General features: G+C 57.3%; 13 protein-coding genes and 2 tRNA genes. 8 read left to right on the top strand and 7 right to left on the bottom strand.

Features of this window, described 5'->3' with window-relative positions; genetic code table 11:
• Position 1: 1 nt before the first annotated feature.
• The gene (gene purC, locus K5Q35_RS11505; RefSeq protein WP_013962155.1) at positions 2-763 is read right to left on the bottom strand and encodes a phosphoribosylaminoimidazolesuccinocarboxamide synthase; all 762 of its coding nucleotides are present in this window, start codon (positions 761-763) and stop codon (positions 2-4) included.
• 156 nt (positions 764-919) lie between these two features.
• Between purC and K5Q35_RS11500 the strand changes: the two genes are divergently transcribed.
• From K5Q35_RS11500 to K5Q35_RS11485, 4 genes are all read left to right on the top strand, one after another.
• On the top strand, positions 920-1,234 hold the full coding sequence (locus K5Q35_RS11500; protein WP_013962156.1) for a DUF1476 domain-containing protein: 315 nt from the start codon (positions 920-922) through the stop codon (positions 1,232-1,234).
• A gap of 176 nt (positions 1,235-1,410) precedes the next feature.
• On the top strand, positions 1,411-2,433 hold the full coding sequence (gene bmt, locus K5Q35_RS11495) for a betaine--homocysteine S-methyltransferase (RefSeq protein ID WP_220799658.1): 1,023 nt from the start codon (positions 1,411-1,413) through the stop codon (positions 2,431-2,433).
• A 177-nt stretch (positions 2,434-2,610) separates the two neighbouring features.
• On the top strand, positions 2,611-3,309 hold the full coding sequence (locus tag K5Q35_RS11490; protein ID WP_013962158.1) for a cobalamin-binding protein: 699 nt from the start codon (positions 2,611-2,613) through the stop codon (positions 3,307-3,309).
• 41 nt (positions 3,310-3,350) lie between these two features.
• Positions 3,351-3,989 carry a DUF1638 domain-containing protein gene (locus K5Q35_RS11485; protein ID WP_220799657.1) on the top strand — a complete coding sequence of 213 codons (639 nt, stop codon included), beginning with the start codon at positions 3,351-3,353 and terminating at the stop codon, positions 3,987-3,989.
• 8 nt (positions 3,990-3,997) lie between these two features.
• Here the strand turns inward: K5Q35_RS11485 and K5Q35_RS11480 are convergent, their stop codons facing one another.
• The gene (locus tag K5Q35_RS11480) at positions 3,998-4,408 is read right to left on the bottom strand and encodes a SufE family protein (protein WP_220799656.1); all 411 of its coding nucleotides are present in this window, start codon (positions 4,406-4,408) and stop codon (positions 3,998-4,000) included.
• A 137-nt stretch (positions 4,409-4,545) separates the two neighbouring features.
• On the opposite strand from K5Q35_RS11480, the gene K5Q35_RS11475 reads away from it, so the two are divergent.
• Positions 4,546-5,052, top strand: coding sequence for a hypothetical protein (locus K5Q35_RS11475; RefSeq protein ID WP_013962161.1), 507 nt, complete (start codon positions 4,546-4,548; stop codon positions 5,050-5,052).
• 8 nt (positions 5,053-5,060) lie between these two features.
• On the opposite strand, the gene rnd is transcribed toward K5Q35_RS11475, so the two are convergent.
• From rnd to purM, 3 genes are all read right to left on the bottom strand, one after another.
• Positions 5,061-6,224: a ribonuclease D gene (rnd, locus tag K5Q35_RS11470; RefSeq protein WP_013962162.1), complete on the bottom strand. Its 1,164-nt coding sequence runs from the start codon at positions 6,222-6,224 to the stop codon at positions 5,061-5,063.
• A gap of 89 nt (positions 6,225-6,313) precedes the next feature.
• Positions 6,314-6,910 (bottom strand): phosphoribosylglycinamide formyltransferase, encoded by a 597-nt coding sequence (gene purN, locus K5Q35_RS11465; protein ID WP_220799655.1) that lies wholly within the window; start codon positions 6,908-6,910, stop codon positions 6,314-6,316.
• Positions 6,907-7,953 carry a phosphoribosylformylglycinamidine cyclo-ligase gene (purM, locus tag K5Q35_RS11460; protein ID WP_220799654.1) on the bottom strand — a complete coding sequence of 349 codons (1,047 nt, stop codon included), beginning with the start codon at positions 7,951-7,953 and terminating at the stop codon, positions 6,907-6,909. Before purM ends, purN begins: the two co-directional genes overlap by 4 nt.
• A gap of 125 nt (positions 7,954-8,078) precedes the next feature.
• On the opposite strand from purM, the gene K5Q35_RS11455 reads away from it, so the two are divergent.
• Positions 8,079-8,155 (top strand) — tRNA-Ile (locus tag K5Q35_RS11455).
• 278 nt (positions 8,156-8,433) lie between these two features.
• Here K5Q35_RS11455 and K5Q35_RS11450 read toward each other — a convergent pair.
• Both K5Q35_RS11450 and K5Q35_RS11445 read right to left on the bottom strand, forming a co-directional pair.
• Entirely contained in the window at positions 8,434-9,606 is a 1,173-nt protein-coding gene (locus K5Q35_RS11450) for a BamA/TamA family outer membrane protein (protein WP_259650530.1), read from the bottom strand.
• 225 nt (positions 9,607-9,831) lie between these two features.
• Positions 9,832-11,157: an ATP-binding protein gene (locus tag K5Q35_RS11445; protein ID WP_220799652.1), complete on the bottom strand. Its 1,326-nt coding sequence runs from the start codon at positions 11,155-11,157 to the stop codon at positions 9,832-9,834.
• Positions 11,158-11,199: 42 nt separating this feature from the next.
• Between K5Q35_RS11445 and K5Q35_RS11440 the strand changes: the two genes are divergently transcribed.
• A complete protein-coding gene (locus K5Q35_RS11440) occupies positions 11,200-12,126 on the top strand; it encodes an MBL fold metallo-hydrolase (protein WP_220799651.1) in 927 nt (308 codons plus the stop codon).
• A 66-nt stretch (positions 12,127-12,192) separates the two neighbouring features.
• Positions 12,193-12,267 (top strand) — tRNA-Asn (locus tag K5Q35_RS11435).
• Positions 12,268-12,313: the final 46 nt, after the last annotated feature.

Here is a 12,313-nt window from a genome sequence, read left to right as displayed (position 1 = left end):
GTTAGTTGATGAGAGTTGGCTTTGTCATCGGCGTGGCCTTTTTCGGCATTACACCAAGACGCTCGGCCACTTCCGTATAGGCATCGGCCAGATCGCCCAGATCGCGCCGGAACACGTCCTTATCCAGTTTGCGACCGGATTCGATGTCCCACAAACGGCAACTGTCCGGGCTGATCTCATCTGCAACGACAAGACGCTGGAAATCTCCGTCATAAACGCGACCCACTTCAATCTTGAAGTCCACCAGCCGGATCCCGACCCCAAACATCAAGCCTGACAGGAAATCATTCACCCGCAGCGCAAGGCTGAGCATGTCGTCCATATCCTGCTGGCTCGCCCAGCCAAAGGCTGCGATATGCTCTTCGCTCACCAATGGGTCGCCCAGCTTGTCATCTTTGTAGCAGTATTCAACGATGGGCCTTGGCAACTGAACGCCCTCTTCCAGCCCAAGACGCTTTGACATGGTACCAGCAGCATAGTTGCGCACGATAATTTCGAGCGGAATGATATCAACGCTGCGCACAAGCTGTTCGCGCATGTTCAGTCGTTTGATGAAATGCGTCGGCACGCCAATATGGCCGAGACCCGTCATGAAAAATTCAGACAAACGGTTGTTCAGCACCCCTTTGCCTTCGATCACGGCCTTCTTTTCCGCATTGAATGCAGTCGCATCATCCTTGAAGTACTGCACGATCGTGCCCGGTTCCGGGCCTTCATACAGAATTTTAGCTTTGCCTTCGTAGATTTTCTTGCGCCGGGCCATGGGCGTCCTTTCAAGACTGAGCCCTGAGGATCAGGGGCTTATCTGCGCCTGTCTTAGTGGAACGCCCGCGTCGCTGCAAGCCGAGGCATCTTGCGTAACGGCTTGCGAACTCGCATATCTAAGACGGAAACAGCCACGCCACCAGGAGACAGGCCCATGACAACATTCGATGACCGCGAAAATGCGTTTGAAAACAAATATGCCCATGATGCAGAGATGCAGTTCAAGGCAGAGGCGCGGCGCAACAAGCTGCTGGGTCTTTGGGCGGCAGAACTTCTGGGCAAAACCGGCTCTGATGCGGATGACTACGCCAAAGAGGTCGTGAAATCCGATTTCGAAGAAGCCGGTGACGAAGATGTCTACCGCAAGGTGTCAGGCGATCTTGGCAACAAGGCGGATGAGGCCACGATTCGCGCGCAGATGGCGTCCCTGATGGTCGAGGCCAAGCGTCAGTTGATGGCAAGCGAATAACAAAGCCCCCGGCTCAGCCCTCATGTGTCGCCTGCCCGGCGGCACATTCACTTTCTCACAGGCGCGACAACACGTTCAAATTCCCTTAATTATTTCATGAAAATAATGAGAATTATGAATTTGCTACATAATGCCACCTGTGACATGACGCATTCCTACGATGACGGAGCGTGATCATGCCCAACCCTTTCAGCGACCTTCTCGAAACAAACGGCGTATTGCTTGCCGATGGCGCGACCGGCACGAATCTTTTCAACATGGGACTGATGTCTGGCGACGCCCCGGAGTTGTGGAACACGCAAGAGCCACAAAAAATCAAAACGCTGTACAAAGGCGCGGTTGATGCAGGCAGCGATCTGTTTCTGACAAATTCGTTCGGGGCCAACGCCTCGCGCCTGAAACTGCACAACGCAGAAAAGCGCGTTCATGAGTTGAGCCGTGTCGCTGCCGAGATCGGACGCGAGGTTGCGGATACCGCCGGGCGCACTGTGATTGTCGCAGGCTCCGTCGGACCGACCGGCGAAATCATGGAGCCTGTTGGTACGCTCAGCCATGCGCTGGCGGTCGAGATGTTTCACGAAACCGCAGACGGTCTCAAGGCAGGCGGTGCGGATATTGGATGGCTCGAAACGATCAGCGCGCCTGAAGAATACCGCGCCGCAGCCGAAGGGTTCGCGCTGGCCGGGCTGGACTGGTGCGGCACGATGAGCTTTGACACCGCCGGGCGCACCATGATGGGGCTGACCAGCGCCGATATGGTCAAAATGGTCAATGATCTGGGCGATCATGCGCCGCTGGCTTTTGGCGCGAATTGTGGCACTGGCGCTTCTGATCTTTTGCGCACGATTCTGGGATTCGCTGCGCAAGGCCCCGAACGCCCCGTCATTGCCAAGGGCAACGCAGGCATTCCCAAATATGTCGACGGTCATATTCATTACGACGGCACCCCGGAACTGATGGCGGATTACGCGGTAATGGCGCGCGCGAGCGGTGCGCGGATCATCGGCGGATGCTGCGGCACCATGCCGGAGCATCTGCGCCACATGCGCGAAGCGCTGGATACACGAACCATGGATCATCCCCCGGCGTTAGAAGAAATCGTGGACCGATTGGGCGCATTCTCCTCTGCCGCAGACGGAACCGATAAGGAAAACACACCGGCACGCCGCGCAACGCGAAGAAGCAGACGCGCCAGCTAATTCCCGTATTCCGACCAGATTGCCGCCGCACACGATGCACATACCGCGTGACACTTTCGCGTGCGCGCGTCGCACTCCGCTTTCACCGTGTCGCAATCCGGACAGTGCGCAGCCCCGGTTCAAGCGAAAGATGGTCCAAAGTGACGCACCCATTGTGCCTCTGGTAAAGGAACGATCATGTCGGATGAAGACGAAATCATTCTGTCGGAACTGGACGATGAAGAACTGGTCCAGCAGATGTTTGACGACCTCTATGATGGCCTCAAAGAGGAAATAGAAGAAAGCGTCAACATCCTGCTGGAACGTGAATGGCAGCCCTATGATATTTTGACAAAGGCCTTGGTCGGCGGCATGACAATCGTCGGTGCTGATTTCCGGGACGGCATTCTTTTTGTACCTGAGGTTCTGCTCGCCGCAAACGCTATGAAAGGCGGCATGGCAATTCTCAAACCGCTGCTGGCCGAAACGGGGGCCCCGCGCGTGGGCAAGATGGTCATTGGCACGGTCAAGGGCGACATCCATGACATCGGCAAGAACCTTGTCGGCATGATGATGGAAGGCGCGGGTTTTGAGGTCGTCGATCTGGGAATCAACAACCCCGTTGAATCCTACATGGAAGCGCTGGAGAAAGAGCAACCCGAGATCCTTGGCATGTCCGCCCTCCTCACCACCACGATGCCCTATATGAAAGTGGTTATTGATACGATGGTCGAGAAAGGCGTGCGTGATGACTACATCGTGCTGGTGGGTGGCGCGCCGCTGAACGAAGAATTCGGCAAGGCCATCGGCGCAGATGCCTATTGCCGTGATGCAGCCGTGGCCGTGGAAACGGCAAAAGAATGGGTTGGGCGTAAACACAATCAAAAATCGGCCTGAAACACGCCGCGCCCGGTCGGAGATCTGTGTGAGGCATGGAGATGACGGATCTGAATGACCAGCAGCTAACCGAAGACGGGTTGGACATGGCGCATCAGACAGGGCGCGTTCTGTTGATTGCCTGCGGGGCTTTGGCGCGCGAAATTCTGGACCTCAAGGCGGCAAACGGTTGGACCCATCTGGATCTGACCTGCCTGCCCGCCAATCTGCATCTTTACCCTGACAAGATAACGGCGGCGGTGCGCGACGCCGTTGCAAAACACAGGAAAGACTATAGCGACATTTTCGTCGTCTATGCCGATTGCGGCACCGGCGGACAGTTGCAATCGGCCTGCGACGCCTTGGGGGTCGAGATGATATCAGGTCCGCATTGCTACAGCTTTTTCGAAGGCAACGCGCACTTTGCCGAAGCGGCAGAGCATGAGATCACAACCTTTTATCTGACCGATTTTCTGGTCCGTCAGTTCGACGCTTTCGTGATCCGGCCGATGGGCCTCGACCGCCACCCAGAGCTGCGCGATATGTATTTCGCACATTACGAAAAACTGGTCTATCAGGCGCAGACCGACGATCCCGCACTGACCGAGAAAGCGGAACGCTGCGCCGAACGGCTTGGACTGACTTTCGAGCGGCGATTTACCGGCTATGGGGACCTATCGACCGCGTTGGCCAGATTGTAGCGGGGCGTCTACGCGGATTTGGCGGCGACGTCCCTGATCCGCTCGATCATGGCGCGCAGACCGTTTGAACGCTGCGCGGACAGGTGGTCGTTCAACCCCAAACGCCCCATCTCAGCGCGCGCGTCAATGGCCACCACCTCGCTCAGCGGCGCCCCGCAATAGAGCTTGCGCAAAACGGCAATCAGGCCGTTCACGATCATCGCATCACTCTCGCCCTCAAACTGCATCACACCATCTTCGGGCGTCACATGCAGCCAGACCTGACTGGCGCAGCCCTCAACCTTTGTGGCAGGCACCTTGAGTGCGGCATCAAGAGGCGCCATCGATTTGCCTTCTTCGATGACGAGACGATAGCGATCTTCCCAATCGTCGAGAAATTCAAAATCTTCGACCAATTCTTCGAATGCAGCCTGTGCCATGACGGGTCTCCTGTCTTTTGACGTCACAGGTAAGTCGGCACCGCGCAAAGGTAAAGGTCCCAGCCTCTGATGGACACTTTTCATCAGCCCGCAGATAGTCTAGGTCAAAGGGAACAGAAAACGTAATTGGCGAACGCATGCGTATAACAATCCCCGCTTTGTTGGTAAGTGCTGTCTTTCTCGCCGGATGCGGCAGTTCGGCCAACCCCATGAATTGGTTTGGAAATGACGCACCGGATGAAAGCGTTCTGGAGCCGATCGACGCGGCAAATCCGCTGATCCCGGAAAGCGACGGCGTTTTCCAGAACAGGCGCAATCAGATTGCGATCTATCCCGGAACAACGATCGACGCGATTGCGGACCTGACGCTGGAACGCGTCCCCGGCGGGGTGCTGATCCGTGCGACCGGGCTTGCATCGACCCAAGGCCCCTTCAACGCACGGCTGACGCCCAGCAATGAAGACGAATTGCCCGAAGATGGCGTACTGACCTACCAGCTTCAGGCGCAGTACACGCAGATTGCAGGCGGCACGCCGGAAACCCGCGAAGTCACCGTCGCGCGCACGCTCACGGATCAGGAATTGTCAGGGACGCGCACGATCCGGGTTGAAGGTCTGCAAAACGCATTGGAGCGGCGACGCTGAGCGTGTGATCATGCGTCGAGGTTGACGATACGCACGTTTGCGCCTTCCGCGGCGAGGGCAATCTTTCCCTCACACAGACGCAGTGCATCTTCCCCAAAGACTTCGCGCCGCCATCCGTTCAACGCTGGCACATCGCGCAGACCCGCGGCAATCGCATCCAGATCAGCGGCGGGCGCAATCAGCTTGGCCGCAACACCCGCACTTTCCGTTTTGGCCTTGAGCAATACGCGCAACAGATCCGCCAGTGCAGGGTTCACCTGCAGTTTGTCGCGTGATCGGTCCGGTTTTGGCATGTCTTGTTGCGGGCATTCCACGCCGCGCTGGACCGCCTGCAGAATGCCATCCGCAACATCGCCCCGCCGCCCCTCGCGCAGCAACAGGCGCGAGCGCCCCAACTCTTCCTGTGTCTTTGGTTTGTTCGAGGCCAGTTCGATCAGCGCATCATCCTTGAACACCCGGTTGCGTGGGACGTTGCGCTCCTGCGCATAGATTTCGCGGAACGCCGCCAATTCCCGCACAACGGCCAGAAACTTGGGTGAATTCGTCCGCGTTTTTACCCGCCGCCAAGCGTCCATCGGTGGAATGATATAGGTTTCCGGGCTGGTCAGAACGGTCAGTTCCTCGCGCACCCAGCGGCTGCGCCCGGTTTCTTCAAGCTTTTCTGCGAGAAATTCGTAGACATCACGCAGATGGGTGACATCGGCCAAGGCATATTTCATCTGCGCATCCGTCAACGGGCGGCGCGACCAATCGGTGAAACGCGAGGTCTTGTCCAGCGGCTGTTTGGCGATCCGGCGCACCAGTGTTTCATAGCCCACCTGTTCGCCAAAACCGCAGACCATGGCAGCGACCTGCGTGTCAAACAAAGGCTCGGGAAAGACCTCGGCATCGACGTAAAAAATCTCAAGATCCTGCCGTGCGGCGTGAAACACCTTGACCACGGATGTGTCGCGAAACAACGCGTAAAGCGGTTCAAGCGACAGACCGGGCACCAGCGGGTCAACGATGCAGCCGGTGCTGTCATCCTCACCCGGCATGGCAAGCTGAATAAGGCACAGCTTGGAATAATATGTGCGCTCTCTGAGAAATTCCGTGTCGACCGTCACATAATCAAACTGGGCTGCCTGTGTGCAGAATTCTTCCAGCGCTTGTGTCGTTGTGATGGTTTTCATTCGGGCAATTCTTTGTTTTTAGTGTTTACGTCCACCCAGTAGGGAAATTGTTACACGAGCCTGATCGGATTGACCAGCAGCACAATCCGTCAATCGTTTAGAAAAACGGGCGTCCTGTCACCATTGGTAAAGCGACGCAGAACCATAGGGTACAGAATGTGTTCCTGCACCAATACCCTCGCCGCCAGCGTGTCCTTGGTATCGTCGGGGTGCACGGGCACCCGTGCCTGACCCAATATCGGGCCGTCATCCAAAATCGGCGTTACTTCATGAACCGTGCATCCATGCGCGGTATCCCCGGCCGCAATTGCCCGCGCATGTGTGTGCAACCCTTTGTATTTTGGCAATAATGAGGGATGAACGTTGAGCATCCGCCCGCGCCACCTGTTGACAAATTCCGCCGTCAGGATCCGCATGAAACCCGCCAGACAGATGATATCCGGCTTGTGCTCCGCCAGCGCGCCAAGGATCGCGTGTTCAAAGCCGGAGGTATCCGCACCAAAGGGCTGGTGTCGCACGATTTCGGTTGGCACACCGCGTTCCTCGGCCCGCTCCAGCCCGCCGGCCTTGGGGTTATTCGACAAGACCACACATGCGCGCGCCGGATGATCCCCGGTCATGCTGTCCAGCAGGCGGACCATGTTCGATCCACCACCCGAGATGAAAATCGCGACCCGTTTCGTCACAAAAGCATGCCGGAATAGTGCACACCGTCTTGCGCGCTGACACGCCCGATGCGCGCGACATCCTCGCCCAAACCGGCCAGCAGTTCCGTCAGCGCGTCGGCCTCTTTTTCCGCGACAACGAGAATCATGCCGAGCCCGCAGTTGAATGTCTTGAGCATTTCAGCCTCTTCCATGCCGCCCGTCTGTGCCATCCAGCGGAAAACAGCAGGCAGAGACCATGTGCCCAGATCAATATCCGCCCCCAGCCCCTCGGGCAAAACGCGCGGCAGGTTTTCCGTCAGCCCGCCGCCGGTAATATGCGCAAGCGCATGTACGCCCCCTGCGTCAATCGCCGCCAGCGCCTGTTTTACATACAACCGCGTCGGGGTCAGCAATTCAGCCCCCAGAGATTGATCGGACCACGGACAGGCCGCATCCCACGACAACCCGGAGACTTCGACCAGTTTGCGCACAAGGCTGTAGCCATTGGAATGCACACCGTCAGAGGCAAGGCCCAGCAACACGTCGCCCTGTGCCACGTCCGCCGGAAGTGCGCCGCCCCGTTCCATCGCGCCGACGGAAAACCCTGCAAGGTCAAAATCACCGGCAGGATACATGCCCGGCATCTCTGCGGTTTCACCACCGATCAGCGCGCATCCGGCGCGCTCGCAGCCAAGCGCAATGCCTTCGATAATGCGTGCGGCTTTTTCAGTCTCCAGCAGACCCGTGGCAAAATAATCAAGGAAAAACAGTGGCTCCGCGCCCTGGCAGACCAGATCATTCACGCACATGGCCACCAGGTCAATACCAACGCCGTCCACATGGCCGGTATCAATGGCGATCCGAAGTTTCGTGCCGACACCGTCCGTCGCGGCCACAAGGATCGGGTCAGTGTAGCCTGCATCTTTCAGATCAAACAGCGCACCAAAGCCGCCCAGCCCTGCCATGACACCGGACCTGTTCGTGCGCTTGGCTGCCGGTTTGATCCGGTCCACAAGCGCATTCCCGGCGTCAATATCCACGCCTGCATCGGCGTAAGTCATCCCGTTTTTCGGCAAATTCATGGCGCTCTCTCCTGCGTGAGCATGATTGGGGCCGAGGTAAATCATATCTGAGCAGACTGCAATCCAAAGCAGATCATACAGGGTCTTGACGTCGTGCACACGGGCGATTACCCAGCGGTTATGGCGGGCCTGTAGCTCAACTGGTTAGAGCAGAGCGCTCATAACGCTTTGGTTGCGGGTTCAAGTCCTGCCGGGCCTACCACCATACTATATACACTCCTTTTCTTCGGTCACGTGTCAGAGCGGTCACACCCTCGTCTTACGGCCTTGGTTTTTCATTGACCGTTTGTCCGGCGCATCACCGCTCGAAGGTGACACTGGGTTTCAGAGGCCGTTTGATGATCCTGCGCATCCGCTAACAGAAAGGTCGCGGCGTCGATTGAACCCTGACCAGAGCCCAACCCCGGTCGCTCTTCTTGTATTGGACCCGATAACCGCGCGCCGTGAGGTCAAACCGTGCGCCGTCACAAGAGCCAGACATCAAAACCGCTGGCCGACGTAAATATACAAAAACTCTTCGCTGTCATTGTTGCGCGACACATCCACTGAGAAGTCGATCGGAAATTGCTGCGAGACACGATAGCGCACGCCAAGACCGCCGGCGATGCGGTCTCCGTCTTCGGTAAGTGATCCGTAACTGGAGCCCGTCCAGCCGATGCCCCCGAACGCAACCACGCCCCACCGGTTCCCCAAGCGTTGGCGGACCTCAATCTGGGCCGAGGCCATGCGGGTGTCGTAGAATTCTGTGGGTGAAAACCCGCGGAACGCATCACTGAACCCGATAGAGCATTTGTCAAAGAACGGGGCGTTCTCCGATGCAGCACAGGTAGATAGCCTGCCAGCCAGCACGGATGTATCGCTGAGCGCGTTATAGACATCAAAATTCGCTGATCCATAACCATAGCTGCGTGCGGGCCCGGAAAGCGTGGAGCCTCGGTTCGCGGCAATGCTGAACAGTGCCCCCTGCGTCGGGTAATCCCCGTCATCGCGGACATCCCACTCAAACCGGCCGCCAAGGCTCATCAGTTCCAGCCCCAGATCCGGGAGCAGTTCCGGCGGAACAGCCGTTTCGGAATTGCGCAGGCCAATCGTCGAGTCCAAATACCTGAAAGCGGCGCCCACAGAGATCGTCTTGGAAATCTTGTAGTCGAAACCGCTGTTAAGCAACGTCCCGTCCTGTTCAATCGGAACCTCCAGTTGTCCCAAGAACAGATCATACCTCAGATCCGCGTCGACCAGTGCGAAATCAAAGCGCCACCCGTTGCCAAATGACAGGTTCAAGGCGGTTCCAATTGCGCTGCTGCCATTGTCAGATGCCAATGCGCCAAGTCCCACAAAGGACGTGTCAGCTTCAGGGTCCAGCTGAAACAGATATCCTCCACCAAGCGCCAGCCCCGCACCGACAACCGGATTCGAGAACGGAATCGGCGCAACGAGAAAGGAGCCGTTTCCCAAACCGTAATCAGATTTTTCCTGTACGGATCGAACAGATTTAAGCGGATCATCGACGACGCTGGACTGTGCGGCGGCCTCATCAAACGCAAGTGAGCAGACAAGACAGAAGGCAGCCGCCCCAATGACAAGCGATCGGACATGCGCCACAAGATGCCTTTCAGAGGGCAGAATGCTTGTATCGACGGCCCCATACAACATCGGCTTCAAGTGTGAACCCGCGCCGAACGCAGTCCGGTCCCCATGAGCATGTGCGCCCGCCCGAAGAACCGCCATACCTGTTTCGCCTCGTACTTTCGTTTACGGATGGTAGGCACCACATCATAAAAAATCTTCGATTGAAACCGGCGCACTGTTTGATGTGCTGCCTTTGTGACGGATCGACGATATGCCAGCCTGAAACACCCCAAGCGCAGATATGCACCCTTAGCGCGCGATAACGATGTCGGCACACAGACCGCCCAGATGTTCAGACACGCCCAGCCTCAGGGTACCGCCATGCGCGCGGGCAATATCATTTGCAATCGCAAGTCCCAGACCGACGCCACCGCCCTTATCCTGATTACGCGCCGCATCCAGACGCGTAAACGGTCGTGTCGCCTCGCTTCGTCGCTGTTCAGGGATGCCCGGCCCATCATCTTCAACCCGCACCCTGAGGGATTTATCGCTCAGCATGACCGACACCTGCGCGCGTGAGCCATACCGTACCGCATTGGAAATCAGGTTATCCAATGCACGCCGCATGGCCAGCACATTCAGCTTGACGGTTCCGGTACCTTCGCCTTCCTGCGCGACCAATGTGACGTCCCGTCCTGCCCGTTTTGCATCTTCTACTACCGTGCTGACCAAGGCGCGCGGGTCGACAGCTTCGGGCTCACCCTCTCCCGCTCCTTTGGCAAAGCTCAGAAAGGCATCAAGCATTTCCTGCATGTCATCTACGTCCTGCTCCAACAGTTCGCGCTCCGCGTCTTCCAGCATCGACAAGCTCAGCCGCATGCGTGTCAGCGGCGTGCGCAAATCGTGGCTCACCCCTGACAACATCAATGTGCGTTGTTCGATCTGGCGTTCGATCCTGTTGCGCATATCCAGAAACGCATTGCCAGCAGCGCGAACCTCGGACGCACCGGCCGGAGTATAGGGCTCATGCCGCCCGCGCCCAAAGGCTTCAGCAGCCCGCGCCAACCGCTTGATCGGGCGTAACTGGTTGCGCAGGTACAAAATCGCGATGACCGTCACCAACCCACCGAAAAACGCCATATTCACAAACAGCTGATGCGGATTTTCGGCTGAGACGCGATTGCGATCAAAGCTCATGCGTATCGGACCATGGCGGGTTTGCGCATATACATGGACGCGCTGATCGTCCAAAAGGTCAATTGTTTCAATCTGCGCGACCCGCGATGGCAAACGCGCCACGATCACGCGTCCGGAAAAGTCATACCAGTGGCGCAGCATCTGTGTTGGCACATCATCGGGTGATACAGGCGTTGCTGTCAGCGCCAATTGGCTGGCCTGTGCCACCACCTGCGTTGAAACGGACCCTGCATCAGGCGCAGAATCAACAATGTCGAGTACCAGCAAAACCTCACGGGAGACGGCTGTCACCATTTGCTGGGTGACATCCTCGAAATGGCGGGTCAGAAAAAGTATGGTGACCACCAGTTGCAAGAAAACGACCGGCAACAGCAGGATCAAAACAGCCCGTACATAAAGGCTGCGGGGCATATACTGTTTGAGCCACCCAAATAACATGGGGTAGACCCTAGCGGCGCCCCTCCCCATTAGAAAGACCGAATGACCATGGCAGATGATTTCGACCCACCCATCGGCATCCCGCAGGTGATAGAACCGAATATACGCCGTATCGTGGCCCCGAACCCATCCCCAATGACCTACAAGGGCACCAACACCTATCTGGTGGGCACTCGCGACATTGCTGTGATTGACCCCGGCCCGGCCGACGAAAGGCACCTCACAGCTCTTCTGTCCTGTGTGACAGGCCGCCAACGCATCACGCAGATCATCGTGACGCACAGTCATCTGGATCATTCCCCCTTGGCCGCGCGATTGTCCGAGGTAACCGGTGCGCCCGTCCTTGCTTTTGGCGGGCCCTTTGCCGGCCGCTCGCCAGTGATGCAACACTTGGCAGACGCCGGGCTGTCCGGTGGCGGCGAAGGCATTGATCTGTCGTTTTCCCCGGACATTTGCGTATCAGACGGAGAGGTCATAAGCGGCTCGGACTGGGCTTTGAAAGTCATTCACACGCCCGGCCACCTGGGGAACCACATCGCCTTAGCGCACGGGGATATCTGCTTTACGGGCGATCATGTCATGGGGTGGGCCAGTTCACTCGTGTCCCCACCCGATGGAGATCTGACAGATTTCATGGCCTCCTGCGCGCGTCTCAAATGCCATCCCTGGCGTCGGTTTCTACCGGGTCACGGCGATCGTATCGAGGCCCCTCACGACAGGCTGGAATGGCTGATCTCGCACAGAAAAGCGAGGGAAGCCGCGATCCTTGATTATCTCGCCGATGGTCCAGCCAATGTTGTGAAGATCACACATCACGTTTACCACGACACACCGGCTGCCCTCATCCCTGCGGCACAACGAAATGTCATCGCGCACCTGATTGATTTGCAAGGTAAATTCCAAGTTGCCTTCACAGGACCGCTCGACGTCACAACCTCTTTCGAACGGACTGACCGATATCATCGATAATTTCCTCATTTTCTCAAAAAAGGCACTGGACGCATATTAAGAGCACTGCTATATCGCCCAAACCGTTCCGGCGTAGCTCAGCGGTAGAGCAGTTGACTGTTAATCAATTGGTCGTAGGTTCGATCCCTACCGCCGGAGCCATTTTTCCCACGTAACCCCCGTGTTTCATTGAAATTCGGCGTTTTCG

Origin of the sequence: Roseobacter sp. OBYS 0001, assembly GCF_019654895.1 — a bacterium.
Taxonomy (GTDB): Bacteria; Pseudomonadota; Alphaproteobacteria; order Rhodobacterales; family Rhodobacteraceae; genus Roseobacter; species Roseobacter litoralis.
This window is presented reverse-complemented; position numbering and strand designations above follow the sequence as displayed.